The 18,763-nt window shown below is 72.1% G+C and carries 17 protein-coding genes; 15 read left to right on the top strand and 2 right to left on the bottom strand.

Going from position 1 to position 18,763, the window contains the following annotated elements; genetic code table 11:
- The 4 genes from HG542_RS32905 to obgE form a co-directional block, all read left to right on the top strand.
- A partial coding sequence (locus HG542_RS32905) for an Rne/Rng family ribonuclease (RefSeq protein WP_171087997.1) occupies positions 1–3,251 on the top strand: 3,251 nt, incomplete at its 5' end.
- A 419-nt stretch (positions 3,252–3,670) separates the two neighbouring features.
- A complete protein-coding gene (rplU, locus tag HG542_RS32900; RefSeq protein WP_018538042.1) occupies positions 3,671–3,991 on the top strand; it encodes a 50S ribosomal protein L21 in 321 nt (106 codons plus the stop codon).
- Between the two features lie 14 nt (positions 3,992–4,005).
- On the top strand, positions 4,006–4,260 hold the full coding sequence (gene rpmA, locus HG542_RS32895) for a 50S ribosomal protein L27 (RefSeq protein WP_171087996.1): 255 nt from the start codon (positions 4,006–4,008) through the stop codon (positions 4,258–4,260).
- Positions 4,261–4,407: 147 nt separating this feature from the next.
- The gene (gene obgE / locus HG542_RS32890; RefSeq protein WP_171087995.1) at positions 4,408–5,850 is read left to right on the top strand and encodes a GTPase ObgE; all 1,443 of its coding nucleotides are present in this window, start codon (positions 4,408–4,410) and stop codon (positions 5,848–5,850) included.
- 70 nt (positions 5,851–5,920) lie between these two features.
- Here the strand turns inward: obgE and HG542_RS32885 are convergent, their stop codons facing one another.
- Positions 5,921–7,966, bottom strand: coding sequence for a hypothetical protein (locus tag HG542_RS32885; RefSeq protein ID WP_171087994.1), 2,046 nt, complete (start codon positions 7,964–7,966; stop codon positions 5,921–5,923).
- A gap of 256 nt (positions 7,967–8,222) precedes the next feature.
- Between HG542_RS32885 and proB the strand changes: the two genes are divergently transcribed.
- The 5 genes from proB to HG542_RS32860 all read left to right on the top strand — a co-directional run bounded on the left by proB (position 8,223) and on the right by HG542_RS32860 (position 13,487).
- Positions 8,223–9,386, top strand: coding sequence for a glutamate 5-kinase (proB, locus tag HG542_RS32880; protein ID WP_171087993.1), 1,164 nt, complete (start codon positions 8,223–8,225; stop codon positions 9,384–9,386).
- Positions 9,387–9,576: 190 nt separating this feature from the next.
- The gene (locus tag HG542_RS32875; protein WP_171087990.1) at positions 9,577–10,035 is read left to right on the top strand and encodes a DUF8830 family protein; all 459 of its coding nucleotides are present in this window, start codon (positions 9,577–9,579) and stop codon (positions 10,033–10,035) included.
- Positions 10,036–10,198: 163 nt separating this feature from the next.
- The gene (locus HG542_RS32870; protein WP_171087988.1) at positions 10,199–11,500 is read left to right on the top strand and encodes a glutamate-5-semialdehyde dehydrogenase; all 1,302 of its coding nucleotides are present in this window, start codon (positions 10,199–10,201) and stop codon (positions 11,498–11,500) included.
- 201 nt (positions 11,501–11,701) lie between these two features.
- Positions 11,702–12,271, top strand: a complete 570-nt coding sequence (locus tag HG542_RS32865; RefSeq protein WP_171087987.1) for an SCO2584 family spore wall biosynthesis protein — start codon at positions 11,702–11,704, stop codon at positions 12,269–12,271.
- A gap of 139 nt (positions 12,272–12,410) precedes the next feature.
- Positions 12,411–13,487, top strand: coding sequence for an SCO2583 family membrane protein (locus tag HG542_RS32860; protein WP_171087985.1), 1,077 nt, complete (start codon positions 12,411–12,413; stop codon positions 13,485–13,487).
- Here HG542_RS32860 and HG542_RS32855 read toward each other — a convergent pair.
- Positions 13,484–14,521 (bottom strand): M48 family metallopeptidase, encoded by a 1,038-nt coding sequence (locus HG542_RS32855; protein ID WP_171087983.1) that lies wholly within the window; start codon positions 14,519–14,521, stop codon positions 13,484–13,486. The two genes, HG542_RS32860 and HG542_RS32855, sit on opposite strands and share 4 nt — an antisense overlap.
- Positions 14,522–14,609: 88 nt before the next feature.
- Here HG542_RS32855 and HG542_RS32850 point away from each other — a divergent pair, with 88 nt between their 5' ends.
- The 6 genes from HG542_RS32850 to HG542_RS32825 all read left to right on the top strand — a co-directional run bounded on the left by HG542_RS32850 (position 14,610) and on the right by HG542_RS32825 (position 18,635).
- On the top strand, positions 14,610–14,780 hold the full coding sequence (locus tag HG542_RS32850) for a hypothetical protein (RefSeq protein WP_171087981.1): 171 nt from the start codon (positions 14,610–14,612) through the stop codon (positions 14,778–14,780).
- A 114-nt stretch (positions 14,781–14,894) separates the two neighbouring features.
- The gene (locus HG542_RS32845) at positions 14,895–15,056 is read left to right on the top strand and encodes a hypothetical protein (RefSeq protein WP_171087980.1); all 162 of its coding nucleotides are present in this window, start codon (positions 14,895–14,897) and stop codon (positions 15,054–15,056) included.
- 55 nt (positions 15,057–15,111) lie between these two features.
- Positions 15,112–15,723, top strand: a complete 612-nt coding sequence (gene nadD / locus HG542_RS32840; RefSeq protein WP_171087978.1) for a nicotinate-nucleotide adenylyltransferase — start codon at positions 15,112–15,114, stop codon at positions 15,721–15,723.
- Positions 15,724–15,765: 42 nt separating this feature from the next.
- Positions 15,766–17,424 carry an LCP family protein gene (locus tag HG542_RS32835; RefSeq protein WP_171087977.1) on the top strand — a complete coding sequence of 553 codons (1,659 nt, stop codon included), beginning with the start codon at positions 15,766–15,768 and terminating at the stop codon, positions 17,422–17,424.
- 120 nt (positions 17,425–17,544) lie between these two features.
- Complete coding sequence (gene rsfS / locus HG542_RS32830; RefSeq protein WP_171087975.1) at positions 17,545–17,985, top strand: ribosome silencing factor; 441 nt, start codon at positions 17,545–17,547, stop codon at positions 17,983–17,985.
- Positions 17,982–18,635, top strand: a complete 654-nt coding sequence (locus HG542_RS32825; RefSeq protein WP_171087998.1) for a histidine phosphatase family protein — start codon at positions 17,982–17,984, stop codon at positions 18,633–18,635. The genes rsfS and HG542_RS32825 overlap by 4 nt, the downstream gene beginning before the upstream one ends.
- Positions 18,636–18,763 lie beyond the last annotated feature (128 nt).

Below are 18,763 nucleotides of genomic sequence, written 5' to 3'. Positions count from 1 at the left end.
CCGTTGCCGAGCCGGTGCGTTCGCGCCGCCGTGCCACCGCGCCCGCCGGCGCTCCCCAGGCCGCCGAGGAGGCGCAGGTGCAGGAGATCCGCGAGGAGGCCGCCGAGGCCGCGGCTGCGGAGGCGCCCCGTCGTCGCCGTGTGACCCGTCGGGTGTCGGCTCCGGCCGGTGCCCCGCAGGCCGTCGAGGAGCCGCAGGCCGTGGAGGCCGTGGAGGCCGAGGAGGTCGTCGAGGCGCCGCGTCGCCGTCGTGCCACCCGTCGCGCCACTGCTCCGGCCGGTGCCCCGCAGGCCGTCGAGGAGGCCGCTGCCGAGGAGGCGGAGGTTCCCGCCGAGGGCCGTACGCGCCGCCGTGCGGTGCGTCGGGCCGGTGCGCCCGCCGGTGCCCCGCAGGTTGCCGGGGAGCCGGAGGCCGAGGAGGCCGTGGAGGAGCCGCGTCGCCGTCGTACGACCCGTCGTGCCGCCGCCCCGGCCGGTGCCCCGCAGGCTGCCGAGGAGGCCGCCGCGGAGACCGGTGCCGCCGAGGGCCGCACCCGTCGGCGGGCCGTGCGGCCGACGACGGCCATGTTCCAGGCGCCCGTCTTCACCGAGCCGATGTTCCAGACGCCGGAGACCGCCGCTGCCGCTGCCGCCGCGGTGCCGGAGGAGGAGCCGGCCGAGGAGGAGGCCGAGGAGACCGTGGCCGAGGCCCCGGCGCCCGCCGTGGGCGGACGGCGCCGTCGCCGCCGCCGCGGTGAGCCCGTCGAGGCGCCGGTCGCCGAGCCGGTCGTCGAGGAGGAGCCGCAGGAGGCCGAGGCCGCCGAGGAGGCGGAGGAGGCGGAGGAGGAGGACCAGGGCGAGCGCCCGTCGCGCCGTCGCCGCCGGGGTGGCCGTCGCCGTCGCCGGGGCGAGGCCGCGGAGGCCGAGGGCACCGAGGAGGAGCTGCAGGCCGCCGAGGGCGAGGAGCCGGAGGCCGCCGAGGAGGCCGAGGAAGCGGAGGAGGAGGCCGAGGAGGCCGGGATCTCCGCGTCCGCGGGCAGCCGTCGCCGGCGTCGCCGCCGGCGCCGCAGCGGCGAGGCCATCGAGGCCGAGCCGGGTGTCGACGAGCCCGAGCGCACCGTCGTCAAGGTTCGCGAGCCGCGCCCGCGCACCGAGGGCGGCACGGGCTTCGACGAGGTCCAGTCCATCAAGGGCTCGACCCGCATGGAGGCCAAGAAGCAGCGCCGCCGCGAGGGGCGCGAGCAGGGCCGCCGCCGGGTGCCGATCATCACGGAGGCCGAGTTCCTGGCCCGCCGTGAGGCCGTCGAGCGGGTGATGGTCGTCCGCGAGAACGGCGACCGCACCCAGATCGGTGTGCTGGAGGACAACGTCCTCGTCGAGCACTTCGTCAACAAGGAGCAGGCCGCCAGCTACGTCGGCAACGTCTACCTGGGCAAGGTCCAGAACGTCCTGCCGTCCATGGAGGCCGCGTTCGTCGACATCGGCAAGGGCCGCAACGCGGTCCTGTACGCCGGCGAGGTCAACTTCGAGGCGCTCGGCATGGGCAACGGCCCGCGCCGCATCGAGACCGCGCTGAAGTCCGGCCAGTCCGTGCTCGTCCAGGTCACCAAGGACCCGATCGGCCACAAGGGTGCCCGGCTCACCAGCCAGGTCTCGCTGCCCGGCCGTTACCTGGTCTATGTGCCCGAGGGCTCGATGACCGGCATCAGCCGCAAGCTGCCCGACACCGAGCGGGCGCGTCTGAAGTCCATCCTCAAGAAGATCGTCCCCGAGGACGCGGGCGTGATCGTGCGCACCGCCGCCGAGGGCGCCAGCGAGGACGAGCTGCGCCGTGACGTCGAGCGTCTGCAGGCGCAGTGGGAGGAGATCCAGAAGAAGGCGAAGAGCGGCAACGCCCCGACCCTGCTGTACGGCGAGCCGGACATGACGGTCCGGGTCGTCCGCGACATCTTCAACGAGGACTTCTCCAAGGTCATCGTCAGCGGCGACAACGCCTGGGAGACCATCCACGGCTATGTCTCGCAGGTCGCGCCCGACCTCGCGGACCGGCTGCAGAAGTGGACGTCGGACGTCGACGTGTTCGCCACGTACCGGATCGACGAGCAGCTGATGAAGGCGCTGGACCGCAAGGTCTGGCTGCCGAGCGGCGGTTCGCTCGTCATCGACCGGACCGAGGCGATGGTCGTGGTCGACGTCAACACCGGCAAGTTCACCGGCCAGGGCGGCAACCTGGAGGAGACGGTCACCAGGAACAACCTGGAGGCGGCCGAGGAGATCGTGCGCCAGCTGCGGCTGCGCGACCTCGGCGGCATCATCGTGATCGACTTCATCGACATGGTGCTGGAGTCCAACCGGGACCTGGTGCTGCGGCGCCTGCTGGAGTGCCTGGGCCGGGACCGGACGAAGCATCAGGTCGCCGAGGTGACCTCGCTGGGTCTGGTCCAGATGACCCGCAAGCGGGTGGGCCAGGGCCTGCTGGAGTCCTTCTCCGAGTCCTGCGTCCACTGCAACGGCCGGGGCGTCATCGTCCACATGGACCAGCCGACCACGGTCGGCGGTGGCGGCGGTGGCGGCAAGCGCGGCAAGAAGAAGGGCAAGGCGGCGCCGGTGGCGGCTCAGGCCGAGCCCCTCGCCGAGGCCGCCGAGGCCGTCGAGGCCGCGCCCGAGGCTCCGGAACTGGAGCCGGTTCCGGTGACGGAGGCGGAGCTCGTGCCGTCCGTCGCGGGCGAGGACGAGTGGTTCGGCAGCCCCGCCGAGGCGGAGGCGGCCGCGGCCGCCCGTGGTGGCCGTACGCGGCGCCGGGCGACCCGCAAGGTGTCCGCACCGGCGGCGCCGGCCGAGCCGGAGGTCGTCGTGGCCGCGGCACCGGCACCGGTCGAGCCGGAGGTGCCGGCCGTCGAGCCCGAGCCCGAGCCGGAGGCCCCGGTGGCGGCGCCGCGTGCGCGACGCCGGGCTACCCGCAGGGTGTCCGCTCCGGCGGGTGCACCGGAGGGTGCCGAGGAGACGGCTGTCGTGGTGGTCGCTCCGGCGGTGGAGCCGGAGCCGGAGTCCGCGGAGGCCGAGGCCGAGGCGGAAACCGTCGAGGAGGCGGCTCCGGCCAAGAAGACGGCCCGTAAGACGGCCGCCAAGAAGGCCACGGCGAAGAAGGCGACGACGGCGAAGAAGGCGGCCGCCAAGAAGACGGCGACTGCGAAGAAGGCGACGACGAAGAAGGCTGCGGCGAAGAAGACCGCTGCCAAGAAGACGGCGAAGAAGGCCGTCGCGGAGGACTGACGCGCCCGTAGGGGCGCGGGGGGCACCTCCCAGCGGTAGCTGGGGGAGGAACTGCGCGACCAGCCCCCACCGGGCCGCAGTCGAAGCGGTCCGGGGCGTAGCCCCGGGTACTTCGGCTGTGGGCGCGTCGTGGCTGGTCGCGCAGTTCCCGCGCCCCTGACGGGGCGCAGGTTGCCCGGCACGGAATCCCCCCGCCGCGGAGCGGCCACCCCGGCGAGGGGCCCGGTTTGACCCCCTGGTCGGCGCCCCGTAACCTTGACCGTCGGTGTCTGTGCAAACCTGTGCGACGCCGAACCCCCTGAGCAAACACCTCCCGGCTGCGCCGGGGGAGGCCGCTCGTCCCTGCAAGGACCGTCACGGGCCCGCCCGTGCGAGCGGCTGGCGTCAGAGGACCGAAACCTAGCGAGAGAGAGTTCCGCGTGTACGCGATCGTGCGCACCGGCGGCCGCCAGCAGAAGGTTGCTGTTGGCGACGTCATCGAGGTTGACCGTATTTCCACCAGCAAGGTCGGCGACACCGTCGAGCTCTCCACGCTGCTGGTCGTCGACGGTGACGCTGTCACCAGCGACCCGTGGGTCCTGGCCGGCGTGAAGGTCCAGGCCGAGGTTGTCGACCACCACAAGGGCGACAAGATCCGGATCCAGAAGTACAAGAACAAGACCGGTTACAAGAAGCGCATCGGTCACCGCCAGCTGCACACCGCGCTGAAGATCACCGGCATCGACGCTCCGGCGAAGTAAGGGACTGAGAACACATGGCACACAAGAAGGGCGCATCGTCCACCCGGAACGGTCGCGACTCCAACGCCCAGCGGCTCGGCGTGAAGCGCTTCGGCGGTCAGCTCGTCAACGCCGGTGAGATCCTGGTCCGCCAGCGCGGCACCCACTTCCACCCGGGCGCCGGTGTGGGTCGCGGTGGCGACGACACCCTGTTCGCGCTGGACGCCGGTGCGGTGCAGTTCGGCACCCACCGTGGCCGCAAGGTCGTCAACATCGTCCCGGTTGCCTGATCACCACCTGATCCAGGCTCCGTAGAGCGATAGCGATACGAGCGACACGCGAGGGCGGACCTCCCTTCCCCGGGCCCCGGGGAAGCGGGTCCGCCCTCGCTGCGTTACAACAAAGACAATTACGTATGTATCTGGAGGCACACCGCTATGACCACCTTCGTGGACCGCGTCGAGCTGCACGTCGCCGCGGGTAACGGAGGCCACGGCTGCGCCTCCGTGCACCGGGAGAAGTTCAAGCCGCTCGGCGGCCCCGACGGCGGCAACGGCGGCCGTGGCGGCGATGTGATCCTGGTCGTCGACCAGTCGGTCACCACGCTCCTGGACTATCACCACAGCCCCCACCGCAAGGCCACCAACGGCAAGCCCGGCGAGGGCGGCAACCGCTCCGGCAAGGACGGCACGGACCTCGTGCTGCCGGTCCCGGACGGCACCGTCGTCCAGGACCGCCACGGCAATGTGCTCGCCGACCTCGTCGGCCAGGGCACCCGCTTCATCGCCGCCCAGGGCGGCCGTGGCGGCCTCGGCAACGCCGCGCTGGCCTCCGCCCGCCGCAAGGCCCCCGGCTTCGCGCTGCTGGGCGTGCCGGGCGATGTGCAGGACATCGTCCTGGAGCTGAAGACCGTCGCCGACGTGGCTCTCGTGGGCTACCCGAGCGCGGGCAAGTCCTCGCTGATCTCGGTGCTGTCGGCCGCCAAGCCGAAGATCGCGGACTACCCGTTCACCACCCTGGTGCCGAACCTCGGTGTGGTGACGGCCGGTTCCACCGTCTACACCATCGCGGACGTCCCCGGCCTGATCCCGGGTGCCAGCCAGGGCAAGGGCCTGGGCCTGGAGTTCCTGCGGCACGTCGAGCGCTGCTCGGTGCTCGTGCACGTGCTGGACACGGCCACGCTGGAGTCCGAGCGCGACCCGCTGAGCGACCTGGACGCCATCGAGGCGGAGCTCAAGGAGTACGGCGGCCTGGACGACCGGCCGCGCCTGGTCGTCCTCAACAAGGTCGACATCCCCGACGGCCGGGACCTCGCCGAACTGATCCGTCCCGAGCTGGAAGACCGCGGCTACCGCATCTTCGAGGTGTCGGCGGTCTCCCGCGAGGGCCTGAAGGAGCTGTCCTTCGCCCTGGCCGGGATCGTCGCGGAGGCGCGTGCCGCCAAGCCGAAGGAGGAGGCGACCCGGATCGTCATCCGTCCGAAGGCGGTGGACGACGCGGGCTTCACGGTCACGCTGGAGGACGACGGCATCTACCGCGTGCGCGGCGAGAAGCCGGAGCGCTGGGTGCGCCAGACCGACTTCAACAACGACGAGGCCGTCGGCTACCTCGCCGACCGCCTCAACCGCCTCGGTGTCGAGGAGGAGTTGATGAAGGCCGGTGCGCGGGCGGGCGACGGCGTCGCGATCGGCGGCGAGGAGGACGCGGTCGTCTTCGACTGGGAGCCGTCGATGGCCGCCGGTGCGGAGATGCTGGGCCGCCGTGGCGAGGACCACCGCTTCGAGGCCCCGCGTCCGGCCGCGCAGCGCCGCCGCGACCGCCAGGCCGAGCGGGACGACGCGGAGGGCGAGTACGAGGGCTTCAACCCGTTCGGGGAATAGGCCCGTTGAACGCCGGAGGGGCGGGACGACTCACGTCGTCCCGCCCCTCCGGCGTTTGCCGTACGGAAGTTCAGCCCGGCTGCCCGGCCTCCACGGCCTCCCGCGGTGCGGGCACGGCCGAGGCGCGCTCCGCCATCCGCGCCTGCCGCGCGTCGGCCTCGGCCGCGAGGGCCAGTGCCGCCCGGTTGAACCGCACCAGCGACGGGGGATCCGACGGTCCGAGCAGATGCACCTTCAACTTGCTGCGTGCAGCGGCCAGTTCGTCCCGTGCCGGGTCGCGTACGGCGGCCAGCAGATCGGCGATGCCGGACGCGTCCGGGGTGAGGATCGTCGCCGCGCTCACGGTCGGGAAGCAGGCCCGGAACTCGTCCTCGGTCATACCGCTCGTGTTCGCGACCGCGTACGGCTTCTCGCTGATCAGGTAGTCCGAGACCACGCTCGACACGTCGCTGACGAGCAGCCGCGCCTGGTTGAAGCAGCTGAAGAGGGACGGCCGCGCGTCCGTGATGATCTGGTGCTCCCACTCCGGCAGCGAGGCCCAATAGGCCGTCTCCCAGGCCGCGGTGGCGTCCGCGACGCCCGCCGCGCGGCCCGGTTCCGGGGTGGACTGCAGCAGCATGCGCTCGATCTCGTCCGCGCTGTCGCGGAAGGAACTGGTGGTCAGGGCCTGCAGTTCGGCTGCGCGGCGGGCCAGTTCGGCCGCGGCCTCGGGGCCGGGACGGGGGCCGCCGCGGCGGGAGTTGGCCTCGCGGATCATGGCCTGGATGCGCTCGTCGGCCTGTCCGGCGCGCGGGTCGACGGAACCGGTCATCGGGTGCGGCTTGTACAGCAGCCGGACCTTGGGGTCGGCCAGCAGCCCGCGGACGATGTTCTCGCCGGCGAGCATGACGGACGTGTTGCCCGGGTTGCCGTCCCAGCCCTCCCAGGTGGGCGCGTACAGCACGGTGACGTACTCGTCCTCGCCGGGAGGCGTCGTGCTGCACGGCAGGATCGGGGCGAGCTGCGGACGGCCGACCTCGACGACGTCCTTGTCCTCGACGCCGATGTCGGCGAGCTGGTAGCGCTCGCGGGCGGCGGGGCCGGCGACCCAGACCTCGTCGTAGGCCTTCGAGTAGGGGTTGCAGCTGGAGAGTTTGTCGCTCTCGCCGTGGTTGGTGAAGGCGTGCTTGATCGACGGCATCCGCAGCACCTGCGAGGTCTTGCCGGAATTCGCGGGGTGCAGCATGATCTTCAGCGTGGACTTCTCCAGGGCCATCAGATGGACGACCTTGGGGATGCACACGATGGGCACGTCCGTGGCGTCGATCTTCTGCACCATGAACCGCTCGCGCAGCACGATGACGGGCCTGCCGTCGAGCTCGGCGAGTGTGGAGAGCCACATGTTGGCCTGGTAGGCCGAGGTGGTGCCGCCGGAGAAGTACATGCCGACGGTGGGCTTGTAGTCCGCGAGCCACCGGTCGAGCCACTCCAGCGCCTGCTTCTCGTCGGCGATGCGCTTCTCCGGCTTGAGCCAGCCCGCGAGGTGCACGGTGCCGGCGACGGCGAGCAGCACGCCCGCGGCGACGCCGGTCTCGGCCCACACGGTGTCCGCGGTGGCCACGGTGAGCAGCAGGCCGGTGGTGGGGGCGCAGGCGAAGCGCAGCAGCCGCCGGCCGTGCTGGCGGTACAGCAGGCGCGGCGGCGCGGCGGTCAGATGCAGGCCGTCGGTGTCCACGTTGCGTGTGACGAACGGCAGGGTGCGGGTGCGCTTGACGACGATCGCGAGCGCCTGGCAGGCGAGGTGGGCGCCGTAGAAGAGGACCAGCCCGGAGACGACCGTGGTGTAGCCGCGCAGGGAGTTGTCGCTGTTGAGGCGCAGGAGCCCGACCAGGATCAGCACGTCGCGCAGCAGCTGCCGCACCATGACGTCGAAGCGGATCTTGCCGAGCAGCGAGAGCAGGCCGGGGTCGCGGTGCTGCAGGTAGAGGTCGAGGGCGAGGCCCGCTGTCGAGGCGACGATCAGCAGGGCCGCCTGGGGCAGCAGCGCCCCCACGAACTGGGCGGCGAAGAACGCCAGCATCGCGAGCAGCGCCGCGAGCTGCGCTGCTCGGCGGGGGGCTGTTCCGGCAGAAGGCACTGGGAGGGCTCCTGGCAGGAGGACTGGAGACGGAGATATAGGAGGCGTCTGGGCGGGTGTGGGGGGATTTGTTCCGGCGTTGCGCAGGGGCGGAACGACGGGGTCGACCACCGACCGTATGACGGGCGCAGGTCCGGGAGCAATCTTCCGATATCGCAGCAGCCGTCAAACAGGGTCGAACGACCACATTCGTCAACCGGTAGATTTGCCTGCCTGAAACACACAGCATGACCGGCGACCACAGGGGTGTACGTACGTGACAGGGGCAGGGGAGCAGCGGGGGACGCGGCAGGAGGTCCTGGACGCCCGCCGGATCGTGGTCAAAGTGGGATCCTCGTCACTCACCACCGCGGGAGGGGGACTGGACGCCGACCGGGTTGACGCGCTGGTCGATGTGCTCGCCCGCACCCTGCGCGAACAGGACCCCGCGAACGCCGCCGCGAAGGAGATCGTGCTGGTCTCCTCGGGTGCCATCGCCGCCGGGCTCGCCCCGCTGGGCCTGGACCGCCGCCCGCGCGACCTGGCCCGGCAGCAGGCCGCCGCCAGCGTCGGCCAGGGCCTGCTCGTCGCCCGCTACACCGCCTCCTTCGCCCGCTACGGCCGCCGCGTCGGCCAGGTGCTGCTGACGACCGACGACACCAGCCGCCGCGCGCACTACCGCAACGCCCGCCGCACCCTGGACCAGCTGCTGGCGATGGGCGCCGTGCCCGTCGTCAACGAGAACGACACCGTCGCCACGGACGAGATCCGCTTCGGCGACAACGACCGGCTCGCCGCCCTCGTCGCCCATCTCGTCCGCGCCGACCTGCTGATCCTGCTCTCGGACGTCGACGGCCTCTACGACGGCGACCCCAGCACCCCGGGCACCTCGCGGATCGCCGAGGTCCACGGGCCGCGGGACCTGGAGGGCATCTCGATCGGCAGCGCCGGCAAGGCGGGCGTCGGCACGGGCGGCATGGTCACCAAGGTCGAGGCGGCCCGGATCGCGGCCGCCGCCGGCATCCCCGTCGTCCTCACCTCCGCCAGCCAGGCCGACGCCGCCCTGCGCGGACGGGCCACCGGCACGTTCTTCCACCGCACCGGCCGCCGCTCCGCCGACCGCCTGCTGTGGCTCGCGCACGCCTCCGCCCCGCGCGGCGCCCTGGTGCTGGACGACGGCGCCGTCAAGGCCGTGGTCGAGGGCACCGGTTCGCTGCTGCCCGCGGGCATCGCCTCCGTCGTGGGCGAGTTCAGCGCGGGCGACCCCGTCGAGCTGCGGGACCCCGCGGGGCACGCCGTCGCGCGGGGGCTCGTCGCCTTCGACGCGGGGGAGATCCCGCAGCTCCTGGGCCGCTCGACCCGTGAGCTCGCGCGCGAGCTGGGCCCCGAGTACGAGCGCGAGGTCGTGCACCGGGACGACCTGGTCGTGCTGCACCGCTGACGGACGTCACACGGGGATCACGCGGGCCGGGAAGTGCCGGTCAGCAAAGCCTTTCCTCGGTCCTTTCCGCAAAACCCCCACACCGCCGCCCGCCGACTGGTCAACTTTGAGGTACGGCAGCACAACGAGAACCAGCACGGCACGGCTCCGCACCGCCGCGTGCGGAGCAGCGATCAACGGGAGGCCGCCGGTGAGACGAGGGCGCCCAGGGGCGCAGCCCAACGGGACGGCGGAGCGCACACTGACCAGCGTCGGGTCCGGCACGCCGGACCCCGCGGTCCGGCCGGGCGGCGAGCCGTCCGGCGACGTGTCGCGGCTGTGGCACATCACCCTCAGCGTCTCGGGCAGCGAGGCGCCGCTGAAGGAGGTCCGGCGGGCGCTCGAACAGCTCGCGCACGACCATCCGTTCCTGCTGACCAGCCGCTACGCCAACGACCACGCCGAGATCCGGTACTGGGAGGAGGCGCGCGACCTGCACGACGCGGCGGCCGTCGCGCTGCGGCTGTGGGGCGAGCACCGCTCCACGGCCCGGCTCCCGCCGTGGGAGATCGTCGGCCTGGAGGTCATCGACCGCGAGACCTACCACCAACGCATCGCAGAGGGCCACGGCCCCTTGCCGGCAACGCCGGTGGGCGTGCACCCGTTCTAGCCCCCCGCCCCGTCCCGCGCCCCGTCAGGGCCCGCGCCCCCGAAGGGGCGCGGGGAACTGCGCGAGCAACGACAACGAACCCGCACCCGAACCCCGACCGCAACCGTCCCGCACTGTGGAATCCCCCCGACCGCCCCCGGCGCGAGGGTTAGGCTGCGGAGCCATGAGCAGCGTTTTCCCCTCCCCCCTCGCCGACCCGATGCCGCAGTCGCCCGTTCTGCGCGCCGCCTACCGCGCCCGCGCCGCGGCCGCCGACCTGGCGCCACTGCCGCGGTCGGTGAAGGACGAGGCGCTGCTGGCCATCGCCGACGCGCTGGAGGTCCGCACCCGCGAGATCGTCGACGCCAACGCCGAGGACGTCGCGAAGGCCCGGGCCGCGGGCACGAGCGAGAGCATCGTCGACCGGCTCACCCTCACCCCCGAGCGGGTGCGCGCCATCGCCAAGGACGTCCGCGACGTGGCGGCGCTGCCCGACCCGGTGGGCGAGGTCGTGCGCGGCTCGACCCTCCCCAACGGCATCGACCTGCGCCAGGTGCGCGTCCCGCTGGGCGTCGTCGGCATCATCTACGAGGCCCGCCCGAACGTCACGGCCGACGCCGCCGCGCTGTGCCTGAAGTCCGGCAACGCCGTGCTGCTGCGCGGCTCGTCCTCCGCCTACGCCTCGAACACCGCCCTGGTGCGGGTGATCCGCGACGCGGTCGGCGGCGCGGGGCTGCCCGCGGACGCGGTGCAGCTGGTGCCGGGCGAGAGCCGTGAGTCGGTGCGCGAGCTGATGCGCGCCCGCGGCATGGTCGACGTGCTGATCCCGCGCGGCGGCGCCTCGCTGATCCGCACGGTCGTCCAGGAGTCCACGGTGCCGGTGATCGAGACGGGCACCGGCAACTGCCACGTGTACGTGGACGCCGAGGCCGACATCGACATGGCCGTCGAGATCCTGGTCAACTCCAAGGCTCAGCGCCCCAGTGTCTGCAACGCCGCCGAGACCCTGCTGGTGCACCGGGACATCGCGGAGCGCTTCCTGCCGCGCGCCCTGGCCGCGCTGGCCGAGGCCGGGGTGACCGTGCACGGCGACGAGCGGGTGCTGGAGCTGGCGGAGGGCTCCCCGGCCACGGTGGTGCCCGCCACCGCGGAGGACTGGGAGACCGAGTACCTGTCGTACGACATCGCCGCCGCGGTCGTGGACGACCTGGACGCGGCCGTACGCCACATCCGGCTGTGGACCTCCGGCCACACCGAGGCCATCGTCACCACCTCGCAGGCCGCCGCCCGCCGCTTCACGCAGCTCGTGGACTCCACGACGGTCGCCGTCAACGCCTCGACGCGGTTCACCGACGGAGGGCAGTTCGGTTTCGGCGCCGAGATCGGCATCTCCACGCAGAAGCTGCACGCCCGCGGCCCGATGGGCCTGCCGGAGCTGACCTCGACGAAGTACATCGTCACGGGCGACGGCCACACGCGACGCTAGGCCCCGACCCCAGGCCCCGACCCCGCGCCCCGAAGGGGCGCGGGGCTGTTGCTCCCCCGGCTACCGCTGGGAGGTACCCCCAGCGGCTCCGCCGCGTGGGCGCGAGCAACCCAAGCGGACCCGCACCCGAACAACAGCCCCCAACGCAGCAATTCCGGTACCGCCCACGCGGATTGAGCGCTTCGGGTCTACTCTGAACGGGTGCCGGACGACGTGGGGGGCAGGCCGTTCCCGGACGGCGAGGAGCCCGACAGCCACTGCCGCGGAGGCGCGGACGACCCGTTCGCCTCCGTGGTCTTCGACGAGGAGTTCGTGCGGGCCGCCGCGGTCCACGAGCCCTCGGCGGCCGAGCGGATGCTCGCCGCCGACCGGGCCCGCTCCGGCGGCGGCCCCGCCGAGGACGACCCGTACGAGGAGGCCGCCGGGGACGGCTTCCGCCCGGGCCGGGCCATGGAGCTGCCCGGCTTCGCCCACGAGCTCGACCCCGACGACGCCTACGGCCCGTACGGGCGCTACGGCAGCACCCGGGGCCCCTACCGCGGCCACGCCCGCTGGCGCCGCCCGGTGGCCTGGGTGCTCGCCGTGATCATGGGCATAGGCGTGGTCGCCCTCGCCTTCGCCGCCGTCTACCGGGGCGCGGCCTCCGCCGGGGACCAGGAGCCCGTCCCGCCGACCGCCACCACGGGGGCGGGTGCGCCCGCGGGGCCGGTCCCGTCCGTCTCGGCCGACTCGGAGCCCCCGGCCGCCCCGGCCGCACCACGCCGGGGCTGACCGCCTCCCAGGGCTTGGCCAAGGCCTTGCACGCCCGTAAGCGGAACCGGCAGCCGTTCACCCGGTAGCGTGAATTTTCGTCAGAACTTGTCGCGTACCAGCGCGTTTACCGAAGCTCCCACGGACCTACTCTTGAGGTATGGACGGGCCTGGAGACCCACCCGAGGGCACGCCCGAGGGTGCCCCGGGAGGTGGCGACGAAGAGTACCGATCCGTCGTCTTCGACGAATCGTTCGTCCGTGCTGCCCGGCTCCGGGAGTTCTCCGCCCGCGAGCGCATGGACGACCACGCCCCGGCCGTCCGCACCCGGCACGCCTGGGTGCGCGTGAGCGCCTCGCGCCAGGTCCTCCTGCTGGTCATATTGATCACCCTCGCCTTCGGCACGGCCGTCTACATGGGCCTGCGGCACCCCTACAAGGAGCCCAGGCCGCCCACCTCCGAGCCGCTGCGCGTCACCCTCGTGCCGCTCGCCCCGCACGACGCCGTCCCCGGCGGGGACGCCAGGGCGCTCCTCGACCGCAGTCCGGCGGCCCGGTTCCGCGACGGGACGGACGGCGTCACCCTTCCGGCCGTGCGGCGCACGCAGAATTTCTCCGAGTCCCTCGTGATGGCCGCGCTCGCCACGGCGAAGGAGTACACGGTCAAGTCCGCACTCGACCCGGCCGTGCTCACCGGCGGCTCCCAGCGCACCGTCCGGCTGCTGCTGACCCCCGACCAGCTGGACCAGTTCGACCGCAGCTTCGACAAGCCCGCGGACGACGGCCTGCACGAGGCCACCGGCTGGCTGGTCCGCTTCGACCCCTCCCAGGTGGCCCTCGCGGACGCGCCCGTCCGCGTCCAGGGCGTCTTCTCCGTCACCGAGGCCTCGCCGGCCGCGCTGGAGGTCTCCGCGGACCACACGTTCGTCTACGCCGTGCGCCCGGCGAAGCCGGGGAGCGGGCAGCCGGCCCAGGCCTCGCTGTTCACCGTGCGGCGCATCCTGAAATTCCGCTTCGACCGCGACGACCTGCAGGAACACCATGTGCAGGTGCTGCAGAGCGCGGTGCAGGCGGGCCCGGAGTCCTGCTCGGCGGACGACGCGTCCTACCTGCGGCCGCTGCTGGCCGGCCAGCGGGCCGCCGCCGGCGGCCCGGCCGACACGGACCCGTACACCACCGGCGTCCCCCAGACGGCCCTCTGCGGCTCCCTGGCCCGCGGTGCGGAGCCCACGCCCTAGTCCCGGTTCCCCTGCTGGCCCCGTCCGAACAGCTTCCCGCCCAGATCGCCCACACCCCCGGCCACGTCCCGCACGAACCCCATCAGCGGGTCCTTGCTGGCCTTCACCGACTCCGCGTAGTGGCTCGCGGATTCCTTGAAGGAGTCCGTCACGGACGTGTCCTTGTCCTCCGACCTGCGCGGATAGTGCCCGTCCATGATCCGCTGGAAGTCCCGGCTCTCCGCCCACTTCTTGAGCTCCGCCGCACGCACCGTCGCGAACGGGTGGCTGCGCGGCAGCACGTTCATGATCTTCAGTACGGAGTCGCGCAGGTCGCCGCCGCGCTCGTACTCCTCGGCCTGCGCGAGGAAGGCCTCCACGTTCATCTGATGCAGGTGGTTGCCGCCGGCCATCTTCATCAGGCCCCGCATCGAGGCCTGCAGGTCCTGACCGGCCAGCAGGCCCGCCCGGTCCGCCGACAGCTCGGACTTGCGGAACCACTCGCGCAGCGCCGTCACGATGGCCATCACCGCGAGGTTGCCCAGCGGGATCCAGGCGACCTTGAGCGCCATGTTCGTCAGGAACAGCAGGATCGTGCGGTAGACCGCGTGCCCGGACAGCGCATGGCCCGTCTCGTGCCCGACGACGGCCCGCATCTCCTCCTCGTCCAGCAGCTCCACCAGGCCCGTGGTCACCACGATGATCGGCTCGTCCAGGCCGATGCACATCGCATTGGGCTGCGGGTCCTGGGTGACGTACATCGGCGGGAGCGCGGGGACGTCCAGGACCGCGCACGCGTCGGCCAGCATCGCGTGCAGGTGGGGGAACTGCTGCTCGCTCACCCGCACCGAGTCCGACAGGTACAGCAGCCGCAGGCTGCGCTCGGGCAGCAGCCCGCTCAGCGCCTTGAAGACCGTGTCGAAACCGGTCAGCTTGCGCAGGGCCACCAAAGCCGAGCGGTCCGCCGGATGCTCGTACGCACGCGAGGAGATGTCCGGGAACCGCCTGCGCTCCCGTGCGGGCTCGGTGCTGTGGTCGAAACTGCCGTCACTCATCGCGACCCCCTCGGTGGGCTGCTCCCTGCCCGTCCCCGGCTGAGGACCCCAGCCTAGGCCGTGACTCGGACATGGCTACCGTTGAGGCATGCCCCTCATCGATGGTTTCACTGCTCACCCTGCTTTCCCAGTGCTGCTGGCCGTCTCCAAGGAGGACGTGGGCCCCGGCCCCGTCCTGCGCACGGTTCTGATCGTCGCCCTGATCGGCGTCCCGCTGACCGCCTGGTTCCTGCTGCGCGGCTACCGCAAGAAGGACTGACCCGGAGGCCCGCGCGTGTACTTGGCGGAGTCGGCGTGAGGTTGGCATAAGCGCCCGCATACGATGTGGCAGAAGTCTCCACCCGACCACGTCACCGGATAGGTCCTGCCGACGATGTTCATCGCCACTGCCCACTCAGCCCTGGTCTCCCTCGCCTCCGAGGGCGAGCACGTGGACACCCACAAGAGCATCAGCCCGTACATGACCGGCGGCGCCGCCCTGGTCATCCTGCTGCTCCTCCTCTGGATCACCACCCGCTTCAACCGCGACCGCTGACCCCACCGGTCCCTGAGGGCGGGGCCCCGAGCCGTGCCCAGTAGGGTCTGCACGCATGGAAGAGCAGACAGAGCCCGTGAAGCGGCGGCTCGGCGTGATGGGCGGAACGTTCGACCCCATCCACCACGGCCACCTGGTCGCCGCGAGCGAGGTGGCCGCGAAGTTCCACCTGGACGAGGTGGTCTTCGTACCGACCGGGGAGCCGTGGCAGAAGAGCCACCGGAAGGTCTCCCCGGCCGAGGACCGCTATCTGATGACGGTGATCGCCACCGCGTCGAACCCGCAGTTCTCGGTCAGCCGCATCGACATCGACCGCGGCGGTCCCACCTACACCGTGGACACGCTGCGCGAGCTGCGGTCGCTCAACGAGAACTCGGACCTGTTCTTCATCACCGGCGCCGACGCGCTGGCGCAGATCCTCACCTGGCGTGACACCGACGAGCTCTTCTCGCTCGCCCACTTCATCGGGGTCACCAGACCCGGGCACATACTGGCCAACCCCGGCCTGCCCGAGGACCGGGTCTCCTTCGTGGAGGTCCCGGCGCTCGCCATCTCCTCCTCCGACTGCCGGTCGCGCGTGGCGCAGGACGAACCTGTCTGGTACCTCGTGCCCGACGGTGTGGTGCGCTACATCGACAAGCGCAGGCTGTACCGTCACGACGGCTGAGTCCCGCAGACTTCCGGACTCGATGGGCACCGAGGGGCACTGGTGAACGACCGACAGGACCCGTACGCGCACGACCTGTATGCACAACAGCAACCACAGGTGTACGGCTACGACGCCTATGGCCGGCCGGTGTACCGGCCTGATGCGCCGGAGCGCGTGTACGACGCCTACGGTCAGCCGCTCCAGCAGGCTCAGCCGCAGCAGCATCAGCCGCAGTCCTACGGCTACGACCCGTACGCTCAGCCGGTTCAGCAGCAGCCCTACGACCCGTACCAGGCACAGCAGCACGTACAGCAGCAGGCTCGGCAACAGCACGTACAGCAGCAGCCTGTTCAACAGGCCCAGCAGGAGTGGATCCCCCGCCAGTCGGGCCCGCCCGCTCCCGAGGAGCCGCAGGAACCGCAGGAGCCGGCCGCCGCGCCGGCCGCGGAGAAGATCCCCGAACCACGCCCGGCACCGGACTACCGCACCGAGCAGTTCTCGTTCATCGAGGAGCCGGACGAGGACTCCGAAGACGTCATCGACTGGCTCAAGTTCAGCGAGAGCCGTACCGAGCGCCGTGACGAACGCAAGCGCAAGGGACGCAACCGTGTGATCGCCCTTGTCGTGGTGCTGGTCCTCGCCGTCGGCGCGGCGGTCGGCTGGTTCCTGCTGTCGGACGCCGGGAGCAAGAAGGGCACCGGGGCGTCGGGCGGAGCGCGGCAGCGCGATGTGATCGTCGTGCATCTGAAGGAGACCAAGGGCAGCGGCAGTTCGACCGCTCTGCTGGTCGACAACGCGGGCAGCAAGAGGGGCACGACCGTCCTGCTGCCCAACTCCCTGGTCGTGTCCAAGGACGGCGGCGGGGCGACGACCCTGGGCAAGTCCGTCCAGGACGCCGGCACCGGTGGCACGCGCGACGCCCTCAACACCCTGCTCGGCGGGAGCATCAAGGGCAGCTGGCGGCTGGACACCCCGTACCTGGAGAACCTGGTCCAGCTGGTCGGCGGCATCACCGTGGACGCCGACACCACCGTGCCGGGCGCGTCGTCGGGTGACCGTCCGGTCGTCTCCCAGGGCACGGGTCAGAGCCTCAACGGGCAAGCCGCTGTGGCCTACGCCACCTACCGTGCGGACGGCGAGGACCCGAACCGGCAGCTCGCCCGTTTCGGCCAGGTCATGCAGGGCGTGCTGAAGAAGATCTCCACCGACCCGGACGCGGCCACCACGACCGTCGAGTCCCTCGCCCAGATCCCCGACCCGTCGCTGTCCGTCAAGCAGCTCGGCGCCTCCCTCGCCGGGCTCGCGGCCCGGGCCAGGGCGGGTGCGTACGACACCAGGCTGCTGCCCGTGCAGCCGGACGGGACGCTCGCCGACAAGAGCGCCGGCATGGTCAAGGACGTGCTCGGCGGCACGGTGAAGAACGCCGACAAGAACGCTGCGGCCCGGGTGAGTGTGAAGGACGCCACAGGCGGCAAGAGCGGTGCCGCGGCGGCACAGGTCGCGTTGGCCAACGGCGGCTACACCTATGTCGACGGCGGCCGGGCCGGTGCCGCGGAGGCCGCGTCCTCCGTGACGTACACGGACGACCTGCGTGCCGGGGAGGCCAAGGAGGTCGCCAAGACCCTCGGCCTGCCGGACAGTGCGGTGAAGAAGGGCGGCAGCGCGGGCACCGCGGACATCGCCGTGGTGCTGGGCAAGGACTACAAGGGCGGGTCCTGAGCGCGGGCCGGTGCGGGAGCGGCGGCAAGCGACGAGAAGCGGCGGAAAACGTCAGGAGGGCTGTCGCCGGGTCGTGAGACCCTTGAGGCGTACTGACCCTCTTGACCGAAAGCATGGCTTGTGACCGCCACGGACCGCTCCATCGAGCTCATCCAGGCCGCCGCCCAGGCGGCCGCCGACAAGCTCGCGCACGACATCATCGCGTACGACGTCAGCGACGTGCTGTCGATCACCGACGCCTTCCTGCTGGCCTCGGCCCCCAACGACCGCCAGGTCAAGTCGATCGTCGACGAGATCGAGGAGCGGCTGCTGAAGGACCTGGGCGCCAAGCCGGTGCGCCGCGAGGGCGACCGTGACGCCCGCTGGGTGCTGCTCGACTACGTCGACATCGTGGTGCACGTGCAGCACAGCGAGGAGCGCGTCTACTACGCGCTGGAGCGCCTCTGGAAGGACTGCCCCGAGATCGGGCTGCCGGCCGACGCCGTCGCGACCCGCGGCAAGGGCGAGGAGCTCGCCCGCGCACAGGCCGCGGAGGCCGGCACGGACGGTGAGCTGAGCTGAACGGCAGCGGGGGCGGCCGGGGCCGTCGCATCGTCCTGTGGCGGCACGGTCAGACCGCGTGGAACCTGAAGCGCCGCTTCCAGGGCTCCACGGACATCGAGCTGACCGATACCGGCGTGGCCCAGGCGCGCCGGGCCGCCCGGCTGCTGGCCGCGCTGGGGCCGGACGCGATCATCGCCTCCGACCTCGTCCGCGCCCGGGCCACCGCCGCCGAGCTGTCGGCCGTCACGGGCCACCAGGTTGTCCACGACCCCGGCCTGCGCGAGACCTACGCGGGCGTGTGGCAGGGCCTCACGCACGAGGAGATCATCGAGCGGTACGGCGAGGAGTACGCGGCGTGGAAGCGCGGCGAGCCCGTCCGCCGCGGCGGCGGTGAGCTGGAGACCGAGGTCGCCGACCGGGCCGCCCCGGTCGTCCTCGCGCACGCCGACAAGCTGCCCGACGGCGGCACGCTCGTCGTCGTCAGCCACGGCGGCACGATCCGCACCACCATCGGCCGGCTGCTCGGCCTGGCGTCGCACTCCTGGGAGGCGCTCGGCGGCCTGACGAACTGCTGCTGGTCCGTGCTGGGCGAGGGCGCGCGCGGCTGGCGGCTGCTGGAGCACAACGCCGGGACGCTGCCCGAGCCGGTGCTCGGCGACGACGACTGAGCGCCCCCACGGAGCCGATTTCCCATCGGGGCAGGTGGCAGGCTAAAGTTCTTCTTGTTCGCGGGGAACGCGGGGGAAACCTCGGAAGAGCCGAGAACAGCGGGGCTATAGCTCAGTTGGTAGAGCGC

This window comes from Streptomyces morookaense (assembly GCF_013030945.1).
In the GTDB taxonomy this organism is placed as follows: domain Bacteria; phylum Actinomycetota; class Actinomycetes; order Streptomycetales; family Streptomycetaceae; genus Streptomyces; species Streptomyces morookaensis.
This window is presented reverse-complemented; position numbering and strand designations above follow the sequence as displayed.

What these genes read in the sequence shown, in the direction of transcription:
- nadD (WP_171087978.1), top strand. Translation starts at nt 15,112, where the DNA reads ATGGAAGAGCAGACAGAGCCCGTGAAGCGGCGGCTCGGCGTGATGGGC.
- obgE (WP_171087995.1), top strand. Translation starts at nt 4,408, where the DNA reads ATGACCACCTTCGTGGACCGCGTCGAGCTGCACGTCGCCGCGGGTAAC.
- HG542_RS32855 (WP_171087983.1), bottom strand. Translation starts at nt 14,521, where the DNA reads ATGAGTGACGGCAGTTTCGACCACAGCACCGAGCCCGCACGGGAGCGC.
- HG542_RS32860 (WP_171087985.1), top strand. Translation starts at nt 12,411, where the DNA reads ATGGACGGGCCTGGAGACCCACCCGAGGGCACGCCCGAGGGTGCCCCG.
- HG542_RS32845 (WP_171087980.1), top strand. Translation starts at nt 14,895, where the DNA reads ATGTTCATCGCCACTGCCCACTCAGCCCTGGTCTCCCTCGCCTCCGAG.
- HG542_RS32870 (WP_171087988.1), top strand. Translation starts at nt 10,199, where the DNA reads ATGAGCAGCGTTTTCCCCTCCCCCCTCGCCGACCCGATGCCGCAGTCG.
- rpmA (WP_171087996.1), top strand. Translation starts at nt 4,006, where the DNA reads ATGGCACACAAGAAGGGCGCATCGTCCACCCGGAACGGTCGCGACTCC.
- HG542_RS32850 (WP_171087981.1), top strand. Translation starts at nt 14,610, where the DNA reads ATGCCCCTCATCGATGGTTTCACTGCTCACCCTGCTTTCCCAGTGCTG.